We start from the raw sequence: 17,967 nt of genomic DNA, 5'->3' as shown, positions 1-17,967 counted from the left end.
GTTACGCCCATTTCCGTCCACATTCATTTTGTGGCGCAGGTCACAAATGGGTCCCTTGGTTTCCCATCAGTCTCACTGTGCGCGATGGTGTCCAACGAGCGCCCGCGCCCCGACAAGATCGTCGAGTATCGTTCGTCCCACCCAGGACGAGCCCCGGCGAGGGTCGGTGCGTCGGATGCGACCGGCTCCGGTCGGGGCGCTCGCGGCACGACCGCGTCCGGAGACGGCCGCCCGTGCCGCGTCCTTGCCCCCGACGAAGGGACCACTTCGTGAGTCGGCTGTGGAGCCGGTTCGGCGCCCGTACGGCTGCTGTCGCACTGCTCTCCGTGGGCGTTGCCGGCGGCTTCTACCTGGGCGAAGACCGGGAAACCCAGCAACAGGGCCTGACCGCGCAGGTCGGCCTCGAGGTCGACCAGGCCGAGTACGACTACCAGCGCGAGCGGCAGGCCGACCACCAGCGCGGCTCCGCCAAGCAGCGGGCCGCCGAGTACCAGGCGAAGCTGCGGGCCGCCGCGGCCGCCAAGGAGGCCGCCGAGCGGGCCCGTGAGGCCGAGGCCGCCGCGGCGTCCCGGAAGAAGGCGCGGGAGGCGGCGGCCAAGGAGGCCGAGGCCAAGACCCAGCCGTTCACCGGTCCGATCCCCGCGTCCTGCAACGAGTTCAGCGGCAACCGCGAGATCGGCTGCGCGCTGCTGCTCGACGCCGGCTTCAAGATCGACCAGATGCCGTGCCTGGACAAGCTCTGGACCAAGGAGAGCGGCTGGAACCACAAGGCCAGCAACCCCTCCTCCGGGGCGTACGGCATCCCGCAGGCCCTGCCGGGCAGCAAGATGGGCAGCGTGGCTGACGACTGGCGGACCAACCCGGCCACCCAGATCAAGTGGGGACTGGGCTACATCGAGGGCCGGTACGACGACCCCTGCGGCGCCTGGGCGCACAGCCAGAGCGTCGGCTGGTACTGATCGTCGCGAACGAGGGCGGGACGGGTGGGCGACCACCCGCCCCGCCCTCGTCGTGCGCCGGGCCGGCGCGCCGCCCAGGTGGCGGTCGGCCACGAATGCTGATACCCCTGTCAGGGTGACCCTGCACCCACCGGGCGGCGACCCGACCCGGTTCGGCACCGACGCGTTCTACGCCGCCCTCGGCCGGGCCTTCGTCGCCATGTGCGCGGTCGTGCCGTTTCTCTTCCTCATCGAGGCCCTCGACCAGGGGCTCGACTTCGGCCTCGACGTGGCGGCGGGGATCATCCCGCACCGCATCCAGGGCCTGGACGGGGTCTTCTTCTCGCCGTTCCTGCACCACGGCTTCGAGCATCTCTACAGCAACAGCATCCCGCTGATCCTGCTCGGCACCTTCGTGCTCGCCGCCGGCACCCGGCGCTTTCTCTGGTCCACCCTGATCATCGTGCTGGTCAGCGGGCTCGGCGTCTGGTTCACCGGCGCGCCGAACTCGGTGGTCGTCGGCGCCAGCGGGGTGATCTTCGGCTATCTCGGCATCCTGCTGACCCGCGGCCTGGTGGAGCGCAGCTGGTGGAACCTGGCGGTGGTGCTGCTGGTCGGCCTGCTCTACGGCTGGCAGCTGCTCGGCATCCTCCCCACCGACGAGCGGATCTCCTGGCAGGGGCACCTGTTCGGGCTGCTCGGCGGGGTGGTCGCGGCGATCCTGTTCCGGCGCCGCGGGCCCGAGTCGGGCGGGCCGTACCACTCGGAGTCGACTCTGACGATGCCCTGAGCCGGGCGACCCGCCACCGCGTCGCCGAAGATCGGGACATGCTTGCCCGGCCGGGGCGGCGGGCCTACCGTCGGCATCAGCACGCGTTGATCCGCCAGCGGAAAGCGACGGTACGCCCATGCGCGAGGTCGATGTCGCGGTGATCGGGGCCGGCCCGACGGGCCTGTTCGCCGCGTACTACGCCGGGTTCCGGGGGCTGTCCGTGGCGGTCGTCGACGCACTGCCCGAGCCGGGCGGGCAGATCACCGCGATGTACCCGGAAAAACTGATCCTGGACGTCGCCGGTTTCCCCGCCGTCAAGGGCCGCGACCTGGTGGCGAACCTGGTCGCGCAGGCCGCGCCGTTCCACCCGGAGTACCTGCTCGGCACCCGGGCCGAGAAGCTCGCCCAGGTCGACGGCCGGCCGGTGCTCGGCCTCGCCGGCGGTGACCAGCTGCGCTGCGGCGCGGTGGTGATCACCGGTGGGCTGGGCAGCTTCACCCCGCGCCCGCTGCCGGTGGCGGAGAGCTTCGTCGGCGGCGGGATCGTCTACTTCGTACCTGAGCCGACGGCGCTGGCCGACCGGGACGTGCTGATCGTCGGCGGCGGTGACTCCGCCTTCGACTGGGCGTTGACCCTGCAACCGCTGGCCCGCTCGGTGACCCTGGTGCACCGGCGGGAGAAGTTCCGGGCACACGCGTCGACGGTCTCCCGGGTGCTGGCCCTGCCGGTGCGGGTGATCGTCAACGCCGAGCTGACCAGGCTGCACGGGGACGCGACGGTGACCGCCGCCGAGATCACCGTGCGCGGCGGCGACGCGGAGACGCTGCCGGTCGACACGGTGGTGGCGGCGCTGGGCTTCACCGCCGACCTCGGACCGCTGGCCGAGTGGGGGCTGCGGCTGGACCGCCGGCACATCGTGGTGGACAGCGCGATGGCGACCAACCTGCCGCGCGTCTTCGCCGCCGGGGACATCACCGAGTACCCGGGCAAGGTGCGGCTGATCGCCACCGGCTTCGGCGAGGCGGCGACCGCGGTCAACAACGCCGCCGTGGCCATCGACCCGAGCGCCCACCTCTTCCCGGGCCACTCCTCCGACGCCGGCTGAGACGACCGTCAGCGGGGCAGGCCGATGAGGTCGGCCATCAGCCCGGTCTGGTGGTCGAAGTACGCGTCCCGGTGCGGGAGCGTCCGGTTGATCCGGCCGAACAGCTCGAAGCTGATCAGACCGAAGAGCTGGGTCCAGCCGGCCATGCCCCGGGCCAGCAGCGACTCCGGCAGGCCGGGGAAGAGCCCGGCCGCGATCTCGGCCAGGTCGGCGCGCAGCGGTTCGGGCAGCTCGTCGTCGGGGGCGGCCAACCGTCCGTCGACCAGCCCGTCGCGCAGGATGCCGACCAGGGTCACCGGCGGGCGCTGGGCCGGCAGGACGGTGTCGTCGGGTGCGGCGTACCCGGGGACCGGGCTGCCGTAGAGCAGGGCGTACTCGGCGGGGTGGGCGAGCGCCCAGTCCCGGGCCGCCCGGCACACCGCGTGCCAGCGGCCGCGCAGGTCCTGCCGGTCGGCGCCGGCGTCGGCCGACTCCACCGCGTCGCCGAGCGCGTCGTACGCCTCCAGGATCAGCGCGGTGAGCAGGTCGTCGCGGCTCGGGAAGTAGCGGTAGATGGCGGAGGAGACCATCCCCATGTCCCGGGCGACCGCCCGCAGCGAGAGGTTGGCGCCGTCGGTGGCGAGGTGGCGGCGGGCCACCGCCTTGATCTCGTCGAGCATCTCGGCGCGGACCCGGGCGCGGATCGAGGAAGCGGGCATGGCCCCACTCTGCCACGGATCGGAGCGGCAATCAAAAAAGAGAGCACCGCTCTTGACGAGTCGCCGGGTGGGCGGTCATGCTGGTGTCGGCAAGTGAGAGCGGTGCTCTCGGTTCGTATCTCCGCTTCGAAAGGCGTTCCCATGTCGCTGCACGTGATCGTCGGCTCCGGTCCGGTCGGCACGGCCACCGCCCGTCTCCTCGCCGAGCGGGGTGAGCGCGTCCGGGTGGTGACCCGCCGGGGCAGCGGGCCGGAGCACCCCGCCGTCGAGCGGGTCGCGGCCGACGCCGCCGACGCCGACCGGCTCACCGCGCTGACCGAGGGCGCGGACGCGCTGTACAACTGCGCGAACCCGGCGTACCACCGGTGGCCGACCGACTGGCCGCCGCTGGCCGGCGCGCTGCTCACCGCCGCCGAGCGGACCGGCGCCGTGCTCGCCACGGTCGGCAACCTCTACGGGTACGGGCCGGTCGACGGCCCGATGACCGAGCAGACCCCGCTCGCCGCCACCGGCACCAAGGGCCGGGTGCGCAACCGGATGTGGGCCGAGGCGCTCGCCGCCCACCGGGCCGGCCGGGCCCGGGTCACCGAGGTGCGCGGCTCCGACTACCTCGGCGCCGGCGGCACGTCCCTGCCGATGCTGGTGCTGCCCCGGGTGCTCGACGGGCGGCGGGTCTTCCTCCCGGTCGACTGGGACGCCCCGCACACCTGGACGTACATCCCGGACGTCGCCCGTACCCTCGTCGTCGCCGCCACCGACGCGCGGGCCTGGGGTCGGGCCTGGCACGTGCCCAGCGCGCCCGCCGCCGGCATGCGGGAGCTGGCCACCCGCGCGGCGGCGCTGGTCGGCGCGCCCGCGCCGAAGCTGACCCGGATGCCCTACCCGGTGCTCTGGCTCGGCGGCCTGGCCGACCCGTTCGCGCGGGAGCTGCGCGAGACCGCCTACCAGTTCGACCGGCCGTACCTGCTGGACTCCGCCGCCGCCACCGCCACCCTCGGCATCGAGGCGACGCCGCTGGACCACGCGATCGAGGAGACGGTCACGGCCCTGCGCCGCTGACCCGCCGGCACCCGCCGCGAGCCCGGCCCGGGCTCAGCGGCGGGGCGCTGGGCCGAGCGCGGCCACCAGCACCGCCACCAGGGTCAGCGCGGCGCCCGCCAGCGTCGCCGGCCCCGGGTGCGAGGCCGCGGTCGGCAGGACCAGGTCCAGCAGTACGGCCCCGACGATCTGCCCCGCGATGGTGGCCAGCCCGAGCAGCAGCACCCCGGTGAAGCGGACGATCGCCGCCGCGATCGCGATGAACACGATGCCGATCGGCCCGCCCAGGTAGAGCCACGGCTCGGCGGGCAGGACGCCGGTCGGCCAGCCCCGGACCGCGCCGTCGACGGCGAAGGTGACCAGCAGGGCGGCCGTGCCGACGGTGAAGTTGACCAGCGTGGCCGCCAGGGCGCTGCCCGAGGCGACCCGGACCCGACCGTTGACCGCCTGCTGCCAGGCGATGCCGATCCCGGCCAGCAGCGGCAACAGGGCCAGCATCAGGGCCCCCGGGTCGCCGAGCCGGTCGCCCACCGCCAGCAGGACGGCGAGCACGGTCAGCGCCGCACCGGCCAGCCGGCTCGGCGTCACCGGCTGGCGGCCGGCCGGGCCCACCCCGGCCCGGTCCACCGCCAGACTGCTCGCGGACTGGCCGGCCACCACCGCCACCGTGAAGACCGCCACCCCGAGCGTGCCGATGGTGAGCCCCTGGGTGGCGACCAGGAACGCCCCGCACAACCCGCCCAGGCACTGCCACGGGCGCAGCGAGCCGTCCCGCAGCGCCGCGCGCAGGTCGCGCAGTCCCCGCCGCCCACCCGGGGTGGCGGGGACCAGCACCAGCAGCACCAGCAGGCCCAGCCCGAACGAGACCACCGCGGCGGCGATCCCGTCGGCCAGGCGTACGCCCAACTCGCCGTTGATCCTGGACTGCACCGCCACCGTGACCCCCGAGGCGGTCGCCAGCCCGGTCGCGACGATCCGCCGGGACGCCGGGACGGTCGGACGGACCGCCGTCCCGGTCGCGCTCACTCCTGCTCGGCCAGCGGCCGGCCGTCGAAGTCGACCGCCGAGTAGAGGGCCAGCTTCTCCAGCCGGTGGTACGAGTCGATCACCCGGATCGTGCCGCTCTTGGAGCGCATCACGATCGACTGGGTGTACGCCCCGCCGGCCCGGTAGCGCACGCCGCGCAGCAGGTCGCCCGAGGTGACCCCGGTGGCCACGAAGAAGCAGTTGTCGCCGGTGACCAGGTCGTCGGTGCTGAGCACCCGGTCCAGGTCGTGCCCGGCGGCGAGCGCCTTCTCCCGCTCCTCGGCGTCGCGCGGCCAGAGCTTGGCCTGCATCGCCCCGCCCATGCACTTGAGCGCGCAGGCCGAGATGATCCCCTCCGGCGTGCCGCCGATGCCCATCAGCACGTCGACGTCGGACTCGCCGCGGGCGGCCGCGATCGAGCCCGCGATGTCGCCGTCGGAGATGAACCGGATGCCCGCCCCGGTCCGGCGGATCTGCTTGACCAGGTCGTCGTGGCGGGAGCGGTCCAGCACGCAGACCGTCACCTCGGAGACGTCGGTGCCCTTGACCTTGGCGATCCGGCGCAGGTTGTCGGCCACCCCGGCGTTGATGTCCACCACGTCGGCGTACATCGGACCGACGGCGAGCTTCTCCATGTAGAAGACCGCGCTCGGGTCGAACATCGCGCCGCGCTCGGAGACCGCGAGCACGGCCAGCGCGTTCGGCATGCCCTTGCTCATCAGCGTGGTGCCGTCGACCGGGTCCACCGCGACGTCCACCTCGGGACCGGTGCCGTCACCCACCTCTTCGCCGTTGAAGAGCATCGGCGCGTTGTCCTTCTCGCCCTCGCCGATCACCACCACCCCGCGCATCGGGATCGAGTTGATCAGCTTGCGCATCGCGTCGACGGCTGCCCCGTCGCCGCCCTCCTTGTCGCCCCGGCCGACCCACCGGCCGGCGGCCATCGCCGCTGCCTCGGTGACCCGGACCAGGTCGAGGGCAAGGTTGCGGTCGAGATCCTGGGGGATCCGCGTCCTGGTGTTCGTCGTCATGACGGCTTCCTCCTCGCGACGTTGCGGGGTGGACCGGCAGGGTGCTGCGGTCGCCGCTGCCGGCTTTGTCGCTGATCCTCACACGATGACAGGTCCGGGGCCGGGGCGGGGCGGTGGTGGGCGGGATCGGTCACCCGCGCGGCTGCGAGAATGGACGGGTGGACCCCGCACAGCCTGCCGACCGCGTACCCGCCGACCAGACCCCGCCCGACGGCCAGCCGCCGGTGACCCCGACCGGGGCGACCGACGCGGTGGCCGGGCCCGGCCCGTCGAAGGGACCGGCCGTCGGCGGCTCCGCGACCGAGGCCGGCACCGAGGCGGCGTTGGTGGAGACGACCGCCGGCGCCGGCGCTGGCGGCGGCGAGCCGGCGCTGGTCGAGCCGGCGCCCGACGCCGCCGCAGTGGAGGCCGACGTGCCGCCGGCGCGGCCGGCCGCCGGCGGTCGGCCAGCCGCCAAGGAGAAGTCCCGCTCCGAGCGGTCCCCGAAGGACATGGCGCTCTCGCTGCTGGTGCTGCTCGTCCCCATCGCCCTGCTGGTCGCCTTCTACCGGGGCTTCCTCGGCGGCGAGGCGCCGACCGTGATCGACGCCGCGCCCGCCTACGAGCAGGCCCGCGCCGCGAACGCCTTCCCGATCAGCGAGCCGGCGGGGCTGGGCTCCGGCTGGCGTACGGTCAGCGCCAGCTACCGCACCGTGGAGGGCGGCGCCAACCTGCGTGTCGGCTATCTCACTCCGGAGGGGCGGGGCGTCCAGCTCGTGCAGAGCAACGTGCCGCCGGAGCAGATGCTGCCCGCCGAGCTGACCGCCGAGGGGCAGCCCCAGGGGCCCACCGACCTGGGCGGGCGCAACTGGCAGCGGTACACCGGCCGGGGCAACGACCAGGCCCTGGTGCTGCTCGAACCGAACCGCACGATCCTGGTGATCGGCGACGCCCGGGAGAACGAGCTGCGGCAGCTCGCCGGCGCCTTGCGCTGACGCCGCGGGACCCCGGCGGGACCGCCTTCCGTTAGGCTGCCCCGGCTCGATTCCCGGCCCGTCGTGGCCGGGTGCAGACTCGCGGAAAGAGAACAACGTGAACCTTCGACGGTGGAGCGCCGGTGTCCTCGCCGCCGCCCTCTTCGTTCCCGGCCTGGCCGCCTGCAAGTCGGAGTCCGCCGACTCCGACGGCACGGCCGCCGCCTCGCCGACCCCGGCCGACCCGAAGGCGGCCCTGCTCGCCTCCACCCAGGAGATCAGCAAGGGCAACTTCACCTTCACCATGACCGGTGGGCCGGAGGTGAACGGTGGCGGCACCGTGCACCTTCCGTCCAAGAGCGCCGAGATGAAGATCGCCACCGGCGCGGCCTCCGCCGACGACATGTCGATGAACATGCACCTCGTTTTCATCGACACCGACAGCTGGGTGAAGCTGGAGCTCGGCGGCGAGATGGCCGACGCCATCCCCGCCTTCAAGGCGATGAAGGGCAAGTACCAGCACATCGACCGCACCAAGGTCAAGGGCGCCAAGAACCTGGAGTTCGACTTCGCCGACGTCGACCCGGCCGGCAGTGACGCGCTGGTCAAGGCGGTCACCGACGTGAAGCAGACCGGCGAGGGGGCCTACGCCGGCACTCTGGACGCCAGCAAGCTCACCGACTCGGACATGCTCGACGCCGACGACATCAAGAAGCTGGGCGAGAAGGCCGGAGCCCTGCCGTTCACCGCCAAGCTCGACGGGCAGGGCCGGCTGACCGAGTTCACCGTGCAGATGCCCGCGGTGGGTGACACCAAGGCCTACGACATGACCGTGCGGTACGCCGACTACGGCACCGCCACGCCGGTGCAGAAGCCCCCGGCGAAGCAGGTCGTCGAGGCGTCCGACCAGATCTACGAGATGTTCAAGGACTGACCGCCCGCTCGGGTGGGTGCGGCGTGGTCCGCCGCCCCCACCCGAGGAGTGGCGTTCCATCAGGTGGACCGGACAGGGATTGCCGAACGCGGCGTCAGGGAACAGAAGGTACGCGACCTCGCCGGCTCGTTCCGTCGGCCGGACGGGACTCGTGCGGCGGGGCAGGTGCAAGGCCTCGACGCCACGCCTCCGGCGCCCCCGCGGGCCGGACGACCCACTTGAGAGGTTCACGTGACCATTCGGCGCTTCAGCGCGGCGGTCTTCGCCGCGACGCTGCTCACTCCTGGGCTTGCCGCCTGCAACAGCACCGGGACCGGCGAGGCGGGGGCCTCCGCGTCCCCCACGGTCTCCGGCAGCGCCTCGCCGGGCGCCTCCGGCGCGGTCAACGGCGACGCCAAGCAGGCCCTGCTCAACTCCACCAACGAGATCAGGAACGGCAACTTCCGGTTCACCATGTCCGGCGCCGGCTCGAGCGCCGAGGGGCAGGTGCACGAGCCCAGCCAGAGCGCCGAGATGCGCGTCCTGATCGGTGACGCGTCCTCGGACCTGTCGATGAAGCTCGACCTGATCCACGCCAAGCCGGACAGCTGGGTGAAGCTGGAGCTGGGCGGCAAGTCCGCCGGCAGCATCCCGGGCGCGGAGAAGCTCAACCTCGGCAAGTACCAGCACCTCGACCAGACCCGGATCAAGGGCAACAAGGCGCTGGGCTTCGACTTCGACAAGATCGATCCGGCCGGCAGCGAGGTGCTGACCCAGGGCATCACCGAGGTACGGCAGACCGGCCAGGGCACCTACGCCGGCACGCTCGACGTGTCGAGGGCCGCCGAGGCGGGCTCGGTGGACCAGTCCGTGATCACCGCGCTCGGCCCGCAGGCCAAGTCGGTGCCGTTCACGGCGAAGCTGGACCCGCAGGGCCGGCTCAGCGAGATGGTGGTCCAGATCCCGGCCGCCGGCCAGAACGCCGCGCAGGACATCAAGGTCACCTACTCGGACTACGGCAACGCCGCCGCCGCGCAGAAGCCGCCGGCCGACCAGGTGGTCGAGGCGCCCAAGGAGTTCTACAACCTGTTCGACTGAGCTGACGACTCCGGCGGCGGGGCGGCTGTCGGCCGCCCCGCCGCCTGCTGTCCGCTGCGCGAAGCGGGCATCAGGAGTCGGCGGCCTGCCGGGCGGCGTCGATGCGGGCCCGGGCGCCGTCCAGCCAGCGCTGGCAGACCTCGGCCAGCTTCTCGCCGCGCTCCCACAGTGCCAGCGACTCCTCCAGCGAGGTGCCGCCGGCCTCCAGCTTCTCGACCACCTGGGCCAGCTCGGCGCGAGCCTGCTCGTAGCTGAGCCGCTCGTCCTTCGTCTCGTCAGTCATCGCGTACATCCCACCACATCGCCGGGCACGTGGGCCGCCGACCGGTCGCCGACCGATAGGCGTGCGAGCGGCCGGAAGGCGGGTCCGGCTGCGGGGGCGGCCGCAGGTGGGCGTTCACCGGGCTGACCGTTCGATGAAATTTCCATGCCGCCGTCGTTCCGTACCTCCCGTTCGTGTTGCGACACGCCCGACCTTGCCTTATTGACCACCGTCGCGATGTCGCGTCTCCGGGGCCTGGTCGCCGATGCGCAGGAAGTCCCAGCTCAGCTGCCATTGTCGGCTGATCTCCCGAGGCTCGCCTCGGCCGGATCGTAGGACCGAGCCCCTGAACGGACCGTCCGCCGCAGTCCGTTGGGTGGACCGCTTGGAAGCAATCCATTCCTGTTTGGCGACTCAGGAGGCAGTTGTCTGATTCCCAGGATGTTGTGAGAGGAGCTCGTTGACCGGTTGATCGGCGCCCTGCGACGGTGGCTTTTCCGCACGCATCGTGCCTGCGGGATCACTGTCCGAACCGGCAGCAGGTCGGTCCGGGATGGAACACGGGGGAGCCTCACGCATGGCCTGGAAGCCGCCTGTTCGACTACTGCTGCTCACATTCGCCCTGTTGGGGCTCATGCTCTACGGGGTGCCGGTGCTGCCGTCGCACCCCGGCGCGCCCGCCGCCCGGGCGGCCGCCACGATCAACCTGGCCGCCCCACTGCTCCGGGCCACCGGCGCCGAACTGCGCTGGAACCGGCCCGACACCGGCAGCGGGTACGAGGTGCACCGGTCCACCACCGTCGGCTTCACCCCCACCGCCGCCACGCTGCTGGCCCGGATCGGTGATCCGTCGGTGACCCGTTGGGCGGACACCACCGGCGCGCCGGAGCGGACCTTCTACTACCGGGTGCGCAGCACCGGCAGCAGCGAGGTGACCTCCAACGAGCTGACCGCCTGGCTGCCCGCCCGTGACACGGCGCGCCTGACCGTGCCGGCCAGCCTGGGCACCGGCGGCGGGACCTTCGTACACCGGGACACCACCTCCCCGCAGGGATGCGACGACTGGTTCAACAACGGCGCGGCCACCACGATGCGCGTGGGCACCGCTTCCGACGGCCACGTCTATCGTTCCCTCGTCCGCTTCGATCTGCGCGACATCCCGGCCGGCGCGACGGTCAGCGCGGCGACATTGTCGATGTCCTACCAGGGCAGCGGCTACGGCGGCCAGGTGGGCGTGCGCCGGATCAACCGGGAGTGGAGCGAGGGCGCCGCGACCGGGGCCTGCGACGGTTCCGGGGCCAACTGGAACGAGGCGCAGGCCGGGGTGCGCTGGCGCACCGCTGGTGGCGACATCGAGGCGGCCTCGGCCACCCTTCCCGCGCGCAGCCGCACCGCCGCTGGCAGCGAAAGTGTCGACGTCGCCGCGCTGGTCCGCCAGTGGGTCGCCGGCGTCGCGCCGAACCACGGTGCGGTACTCGCCGCGCCGACCGAGACGCCGGGCGCGACGAACTCCTACCTGACCTACCACTCCGACGACGCCGGGGCGCAGGCGCCCACGTTGACCGTCACCTTCAGTGACAAGACCGCCGCGCGTGGACCTCAGGTGTTCGTCACCGAGCCGCAGCAGGGTGCGCAGGTGACCACGGGGTCAGTGATCCTGCGCGCCAGCGTCGGGGACGACATCCAGGTCACCAAGGTCCGGTTCTACGAGGACGGCATGCTGCTGGGTGAGGACACGAGCGCGCCGTTCACGGTGAAACCGACCTTTGCCGAGGGCTACCACGGGGTGGTGGCGCAAGCGGTCGACGTCGCCGGCAACACCACGGCATCGCCGGAGGTCGGGTTCACCGCCCTGGCTCCCCTCGACTCCCAGATGCAGTGGCACGCGGGAATCGGGCCCGATGCGGTGATCTCGGGTGCCCGGACGGTTGAGATCGCTCAGGACGCGTATCAACCGGGTTCGGGAGTCGCGGGCTTCGAGCTGCTGGTCGACGGCGTTCCTGTGACCACCTCTGGCGAATATTGCGGCGTCTGGGACCAAGGCTTGATCCACGGCTGTGGGCTCATCTGGAACACCAGCAATCCCTTGGAGCCCTGGGCGGACGGCGCCCACCAGGTGCAGCACCGGGAGTTCGACTCCATGGGGCGGGTGTCGGCCGCGTCCGCGCCGGTCACCGTCTACCTGAAGAACGACCCGAACAGTCAGTACGACACCGACGTCACGGTGGCCCAGCCGTACTCGACGGACGCCGACGTGCCCGCGGTGATGCGGGAGAACCCGTCGGCGTCGGCGCCCACGCAGGACCCGTACACCGGGACAGTCGACGGCAGCGGCATCGGTGGCGGCAGCCTGGGTGTCTCGGTCGCGCAGGCCCCTACCCAGATGGCGCCGGCGACCGGCGGCACCTGCCCGGCCGAGGCGTTCTGCACCCAGCTGAGCGTGGCGAACAAGTCCACCGCGACCTGGAGCGCCGCGAACACCGAGCTGTGGTACCGCTGGGTGGCGAAGAACGGCGCGGTCCTGCTCCAGGGCAAGGCCGACGGGACCTTCCCGACCATCGGCCCGGCCGCCAGCACGCCGGTGCCGGTGACCGTGCAGCCCCCGAAGCTGCCGCCGGGCCTGCGGATGGGCCAGTACGAGCTGCGCTTCGACCTCTACAACACCGTGTCGAAGGCCTGGCACTCCACCAAGGGCGACCAGCCCCTTGTCCGTGACATCACGGTGATGAAGAACGAGTTGCTCGGCCTCGAACGCTACTGGCAGTACGACGCCGAGGACGTCGGCGCGGGCATGACCACGATGACGAACGTGGCCAGCGGCAACATGCTGGTGCGCTACTCGCCCTTCTTCGCGCCCGGGCGGGGCCTGTCCAGCATGGTCGACCTGACCTACAACACCCTCGAGGACCAGTCCCGCAGCCCGGCGGGGAACAACTTCTCCATGTCGATGAGCGGGCTGGTCCGGATCGGCAGCCAGCTCGACCTGCACCCCCGGCCGAACCCGCGTGAGGTCGACCTGATCGACGGCGACGGCACCCGGCACCACTTCACCGGGCAGGACGACGGCGCGGGCGGCACCCGGTGGCAGGAGCCACCCGGGGTGAACCTCTACCTCCGGGAGATGCCGACCAACCCGGCGGATCGGCGCTGGCGGCTCACCCGGCCGGACAAGGTGACCTACTGGTTCGACGCGGACGGCTACCCGACCGCCGTGACCGACCGCAACGACAACACCCTGACCTACACCCTGCAGGACACCCCGCCGGGTGAGGACCCGGGCGGGCCGAAGAAGCGGATCACCAGGGTCACCGACCCGGGCGGCCGGGCCTTCACCATTGACTACTGGTCAAAGGACGAGATCAAGAAGGCGCGGGTCCGGGGCAACGTCCAGCGGATCACGGACCACTCCGGCTCCGCCTTGGACTTCGACTACTACGACGACGGCAATCTGCTGCGGCTCACCCAGCGTGGCGGCACCACCGCCGCCGGGGCCGCTCTGACGGACCGGTCGTTCGTCTTCACGTATACCGTTTCCAACGGCACCGGCCCGGCGATCCCCGATCCGGAGGTCCGGGTCAATCCGCCGGCGAAGGTGGGCAACCAGTCCAGCCGCCTGTACAGCGTGCGGGACCCGCGGGGCACCGAGACGACCTTCGCCTACTACGGGCCGAGTGACGACCCGAAGCTGCGCTGGAAGCTGAAGTCGCGGACGAACCGGGCCGACAAGACGACGACGTTTGCCTATGACCCGGACAACTCCGTCACCACCGTCGCCGCCCCCGAGTCGCGCACCACCAAGTACACCTACGACACCACCGGCAAGGTGACCCGGATCGTCAACCCGCTCAACCAGGCCACCGGGGTCGAGTGGTCGGCGGACTACAAGGTCAGCAAGGTCACCGAGCCGACTGGGAAGCTCACCACGTACGAGTACAACCCCAACGGTTACCCGACGCTCCAGACGGACCAGTTGGGCAACACCACCAAGATGACCTACCTCGATCAGGCGGTCGACCCCTCGGACGTCGGCAAGCACCTCTCCCTGATCGAGACAGTCACCTCGCCGAAGGGGGTCGCCACCCCGCTGGTCGAGAACGACTACCTGACCCGGTACTCGTACGACACCGCCGGGAACATCGACAAGATCACCGACCCGACCGGTGCGGTGAGCGACTACGACTACAACCTGGCCGGCAGCGCCGCCCCCGGCACCGTCGCCGCGGTCCGCGACGCCAACGGCAACGCGCCCACCACCTACCCGTCCTACGACCTCTCGGGTCAGCCGACCGAGATGCGTGACCCGCTGGGCAACGTCACCCGGTTCGGTTACGACGTCGACGGCCTGCTGCGCTGGGTCCAGGACCCGAACCATGTCGGGGACAGCGGCACCGACGAGCGGGCCTACAAGTCGTTCTTCGACTACGACAGCTTTCACCGGATGGGGCGGCAGAGCGCCCCGAAGTCGACTGCCACCGAGCGCGGTCAGCTGATCTGGTCGAGCGTCGAGTTCGACGCGAACGACAACGTGACGCGCCGCGTCGACCCGCACTTCGGCACCGCCACCGAGCTGGGCACCGCCGGCTCGTACGCGGTGGCCGCGTACGACGCGATGGACCGGCCCATCACGGTGTCGAACTCTGACACCAGCGTCGACCCGGCCCGCGAGCGGAGCACCTTCGGCTACGACGACGCCGGCCGGATGGTGCGGACCACGTCCCCCAAGGGTGTGCTCAGCGCGACCGTGGCGGACGACCACACCACCCTGTACAGCTACGACGCCCTGGACCGGCAGACCCGGGAGGCCCGCTACGGCACCGGGCCGACGGACGTCCGCTACACCCACCTCTGCTACGACGTCGCGGGTGACCTGCGGTCGGTCACCTCGCCGCGGGCCGACGTGGCGTCGGTGCAGTGCCCGGGCACCGGCCCGCTCACCGGGGTCGGCTACACCGCCACCTACGACTACGACGCCGCGCACCGGCAGACGGCCAGCCACGACCCGCTGGGCAACACCACCACCACCGACTACGACGCCAACGGCAACGTCAAGGGACAGCAGCAGGCCATCGTCACCGGCCGTACCCGGCAGAGCACTACGGACTACGACCAGCGCGACGCGCCGGTCCTGGTCAAGGAGCTGATCGACGCGGCGACCGGCCGGTGGGCCACCACCCGCATGGAGTACGACAGGAACGGCAACCGGTCGCGGATGATCTCGCCGCGCGGCTCGGACGCCGGCGGGGCGGGCCCGTACACCGACTACGTCACGTCGTACAGCTACGACGCTCGCAACCTGATGACCCGGGTGGCGCTGCCCTTCGACGCCAAGGACGGCACCGAGCGGCAGTACCAGCACCAGTCGTACGACGCCAACGGCAACCTGGCCTGGACCAGCCTGCCGGTCACCCAGTCCGACCCGGCGTCGGTGACCGACAACGCCCGGACCCGGATGACGTACTTCGACCCGGGCTGGATCCGTACGTCGAAGGACCCGCGCAACCCGATGGTGCACTTCGACTACAGCGCGCAGGGCTGGCAGATCGAGCGGCAGGTCGAGCTGAAGAGCACGCCCGGGCAGCTCGACGACGACCGCCGGATGACCTGGGAGTACTTCAACGACGGGCAGCAGCGGCGGCGCGTGGACCGCAAGGGGCAGGCGAGCACCTACACCTACGACGCGGAGAACAACCTCGTCGCGGCGCTGGACGCCGCCGGCCTCACCGACCCGGGGGAGAAGGCGGTCCGGACGCAGTCGACGTACAACGCCTTCAGCGAGATCACCAAGGTCCGGCACCGCAAGGAGGACCAGACCAACTGGCGGTTCGCCACCTACAAGTACGACCTGGCCGGCAACATCGCCGAGCGAGCCGAGAACGGCGAGGAGACGGACGCCGGGAGCGAGACCAACGCGCCGCGCACGTACAAGCTCACCTACGCCGAGAACGACTGGCTCGCCACGCAGCTCGACCTGGGCACGGACGGCGCCTGCAAGGGCGACCAGCGCATCGTCAACACGTTCTGGGGCGACGGGCTGGAGAAGAAGCGGGAGTTCTTCCGGGCCGGTGACGGCTGCACGACGGACTCGACGGCCTGGTCGAAGAAGCAGACCACCGACTGGACGTTCTTCGACAACGGCAAGCTCCGGACGTTGAGGACGACCTCGTCGACCGGCACGGTGACCGAGTCGCACGACGTCGGCTACTACGACGACGCCAACCGCTACGTCGACGGGCACCGCACCAGCGACCGGTTCATCCTCAAGCGGGCGGAGGGCGACGGAGCGACCACCTGCGTAGGCCCGGCCACCTGTCTGGCGACCTACGAGTACGACGCACGGGGTCGGCTGGTCAAGCACCAGAAGCGCGAGGGCAAGGTCGCCAGCTACAAGTTCGACGAGCCGGCGAACCTGCTGGGCAACACGGCGATCCGGGCCGGCAACGTGACCACCGAGGTCGCGGATACCGGAACGACCACCACCAAGCGGTACGACGCCGACCAGCTCAAGGAGGTCTCGACCGGGGGCGCCACCGGCAAGTACTGGTACGACCAGGACGGCAACACCGACTGCCTGACCCTGGCAGCCGGCAGCCAGGCGGACTGTGGGCGCAGCGACGGGCAGGGCGGCTCCGCCAACCTGATCACCGACTACGCCTACGACTACCTGAACCGGCTGGCCGGCGTCCGCCAGTACAGCGGCGGTGCGACGCCCACCGATCGCACCGACTACACCTACGACGCCCTGGACCGCACGAGCAAGGAGGTGGAGGACCACGCCGGCACCGGCAAGGACCGCACCACCGACTTCACCTACCAGGGCCTGAGCACCCAGGTGACGGAGGAGAAGCAGGCCGGCGGTGACAACCCGCGCACCAAGACCTTCTCCTACGACGCGTACGGCCGCCGGATGTCGATGACCGACCGCAGCAACACCAGCGGCTCGGAGGACTGGTACAGCTACGGCAAGGACGCCAAGGGCTCGGTGTCCCAGCTCATCGACGACGCCGGCAAGGTGAAGGCCTCCTACGGCTACGACGCGTACGGCGGCTCGGACGCGCCGGACACCGACCCGCAGGCGCTGACCAGCGGCGACACCGACGACCAGGCGCCGATCAACCCGTACCAGTACACCGGCAAGCGCGAGGACTCGGGCACCCAGTCCTCGGCCACCACGCCGTCGGCGCTGCCCGGTGACACGGCCAGCTACGACATGGGCGCCCGCCGGTTCGGCCCCGACGTCGGCCGGTTCCTCCAGGAGGACATGTTCAACAACTCCCTGTCCGACCTGGGGCTGGCCCTCGATCCGCTGACCCAGAACCGGTACGCGCTTGCCGGCGGCAACCCGATCAGCTTCGTGGAGTTCGACGGGCACCTCGCGCTGCTCGACGAGATCGGCGACGCGATCAAGGAGATCGGCGACGACATCACCGGCTCCGAGGAGTGGGACAAGGCCGGGGACGCGCTGCGCACGGCCGACCAGATCGGCGGCGACCTCCAGGAGGGGTCGGCCACCAACATCGGGGGTGATCCGAAGGAGAAGGAGGAGGCCGGCAACCGGCTTGCCAACAGCAAATTCGGCGAGTTCACCGGGATCAGCGACGGCAAGCGCTGCGACGATGGCTCGAAGAGCGCCTGTGGTTGGGCTCTGGCCGGCATCACGCCGGTAGGGAAGCTCGCCAAAGCCGCCAAGGCCGGTACGGCCGCAAAGGGGGGCAAGGTCGCCCTTGACTCAGGCACCGGCAGGGCGCTCGCCAGCGCCGATCAGAATGTGGCGGATCGCCTGCGGGCCCAGATCGGTGGCCGTGGCATGGTCATGCCACAGACGGCCGCGGACGAATTCGGGGATGCGGTGAGCCGCCTTGCGGGTCCCTACGAGAAGTCTCTGGCCGACGATCTCATGAAGCAGGTGGAGGTGGTGGCTGACAATCCGAGTGCCAGGGCAGCGGCGCTCAAGCCGACCAACAAGATCGAACCCAGCGACATCCAGATCTTCGGGACCGCGGACAGGATGGGGATTCCGATCTTCACGGCCGACATGCGGGCCTTGCGGGGTGCGGCCGCCCAAGGGGTGGACTTCGACGCCATCGTCCACCCGTCCACCAATTTGCTCGGGAGGTAGTCGTGCTACCTGAATGG

At 71.3% G+C, this 17,967-nt stretch carries 12 protein-coding genes; 8 read left to right on the top strand and 4 right to left on the bottom strand.

The window, feature by feature from the left end; all coding sequences use genetic code 11:
* The first annotated feature begins 269 nt into the window (after nt 1–269).
* From V6U89_RS05975 to V6U89_RS05965, 3 genes are all read left to right on the top strand, one after another.
* The gene (locus V6U89_RS05975) at nt 270–959 is read left to right on the top strand and encodes a lytic transglycosylase domain-containing protein (RefSeq protein WP_334569624.1); all 690 of its coding nucleotides are present in this window, start codon (nt 270–272) and stop codon (nt 957–959) included.
* A 115-nt stretch (nt 960–1,074) separates the two neighbouring features.
* A complete protein-coding gene (locus V6U89_RS05970) occupies nt 1,075–1,728 on the top strand; it encodes a rhomboid family intramembrane serine protease (RefSeq protein ID WP_334569622.1) in 654 nt (217 codons plus the stop codon).
* Between the two features lie 118 nt (nt 1,729–1,846).
* Nucleotides 1,847–2,815 carry an NAD(P)/FAD-dependent oxidoreductase gene (locus tag V6U89_RS05965; RefSeq protein ID WP_334569621.1) on the top strand — a complete coding sequence of 323 codons (969 nt, stop codon included), beginning with the start codon at nt 1,847–1,849 and terminating at the stop codon, nt 2,813–2,815.
* An 8-nt stretch (nt 2,816–2,823) separates the two neighbouring features.
* Here the strand turns inward: V6U89_RS05965 and V6U89_RS05960 are convergent, their stop codons facing one another.
* Complete coding sequence (locus V6U89_RS05960) at nt 2,824–3,513, bottom strand: TetR/AcrR family transcriptional regulator (RefSeq protein WP_334569620.1); 690 nt, start codon at nt 3,511–3,513, stop codon at nt 2,824–2,826.
* Between the two features lie 141 nt (nt 3,514–3,654).
* Between V6U89_RS05960 and V6U89_RS05955 the strand changes: the two genes are divergently transcribed.
* The gene (locus tag V6U89_RS05955; RefSeq protein ID WP_334569619.1) at nt 3,655–4,572 is read left to right on the top strand and encodes an NAD-dependent epimerase/dehydratase family protein; all 918 of its coding nucleotides are present in this window, start codon (nt 3,655–3,657) and stop codon (nt 4,570–4,572) included.
* 33 nt (nt 4,573–4,605) lie between these two features.
* Here the strand turns inward: V6U89_RS05955 and V6U89_RS05950 are convergent, their stop codons facing one another.
* Nucleotides 4,606–5,577: a DMT family transporter gene (locus tag V6U89_RS05950; protein ID WP_334569616.1), complete on the bottom strand. Its 972-nt coding sequence runs from the start codon at nt 5,575–5,577 to the stop codon at nt 4,606–4,608.
* On the bottom strand, nt 5,574–6,608 hold the full coding sequence (gene glpX / locus V6U89_RS05945) for a class II fructose-bisphosphatase (protein WP_088963962.1): 1,035 nt from the start codon (nt 6,606–6,608) through the stop codon (nt 5,574–5,576). Before glpX ends, V6U89_RS05950 begins: the two co-directional genes overlap by 4 nt.
* A 158-nt stretch (nt 6,609–6,766) precedes the next feature.
* On the opposite strand from glpX, the gene V6U89_RS05940 reads away from it, so the two are divergent.
* From V6U89_RS05940 to V6U89_RS05930, 3 genes are all read left to right on the top strand, one after another.
* Nucleotides 6,767–7,582: a DUF4245 domain-containing protein gene (locus V6U89_RS05940; RefSeq protein WP_334569615.1), complete on the top strand. Its 816-nt coding sequence runs from the start codon at nt 6,767–6,769 to the stop codon at nt 7,580–7,582.
* Between the two features lie 97 nt (nt 7,583–7,679).
* Nucleotides 7,680–8,495, top strand: a complete 816-nt coding sequence (locus V6U89_RS05935; protein ID WP_334569614.1) for a hypothetical protein — start codon at nt 7,680–7,682, stop codon at nt 8,493–8,495.
* A gap of 231 nt (nt 8,496–8,726) precedes the next feature.
* Complete coding sequence (locus tag V6U89_RS05930) at nt 8,727–9,572, top strand: hypothetical protein (RefSeq protein ID WP_334569613.1); 846 nt, start codon at nt 8,727–8,729, stop codon at nt 9,570–9,572.
* Between the two features lie 70 nt (nt 9,573–9,642).
* Here the strand turns inward: V6U89_RS05930 and V6U89_RS05925 are convergent, their stop codons facing one another.
* Nucleotides 9,643–9,855: an exodeoxyribonuclease VII small subunit gene (locus tag V6U89_RS05925; protein WP_088964870.1), complete on the bottom strand. Its 213-nt coding sequence runs from the start codon at nt 9,853–9,855 to the stop codon at nt 9,643–9,645.
* A 556-nt stretch (nt 9,856–10,411) separates the two neighbouring features.
* Between V6U89_RS05925 and V6U89_RS05920 the strand changes: the two genes are divergently transcribed.
* Entirely contained in the window at nt 10,412–17,950 is a 7,539-nt protein-coding gene (locus V6U89_RS05920; protein WP_334569612.1) for a DNRLRE domain-containing protein, read from the top strand.
* Nucleotides 17,951–17,967: the final 17 nt, after the last annotated feature.

The sequence above is a fragment of the Micromonospora sp. CPCC 206171 genome, from assembly GCF_036906755.1.
Taxonomy (GTDB): Bacteria; Actinomycetota; Actinomycetes; order Mycobacteriales; family Micromonosporaceae; genus Micromonospora; species Micromonospora purpureochromogenes.
Note: the sequence above shows the minus strand (reverse complement) of the source record. Positions and strands in the feature narration are given on the sequence as shown.

Coding starts and splice junctions, on each gene's coding strand:
- V6U89_RS05965 (WP_334569621.1), top strand. CDS start 1,847: ATGCGCGAGGTCGATGTCGCGGTGATCGGGGCCGGCCCGACGGGCCTG.
- V6U89_RS05960 (WP_334569620.1), bottom strand. CDS start 3,513: ATGCCCGCTTCCTCGATCCGCGCCCGGGTCCGCGCCGAGATGCTCGAC.
- V6U89_RS05955 (WP_334569619.1), top strand. CDS start 3,655: ATGTCGCTGCACGTGATCGTCGGCTCCGGTCCGGTCGGCACGGCCACC.
- glpX (WP_088963962.1), bottom strand. CDS start 6,608: ATGACGACGAACACCAGGACGCGGATCCCCCAGGATCTCGACCGCAAC.
- V6U89_RS05925 (WP_088964870.1), bottom strand. CDS start 9,855: ATGACTGACGAGACGAAGGACGAGCGGCTCAGCTACGAGCAGGCTCGC.
- V6U89_RS05920 (WP_334569612.1), top strand. CDS start 10,412: ATGGCCTGGAAGCCGCCTGTTCGACTACTGCTGCTCACATTCGCCCTG.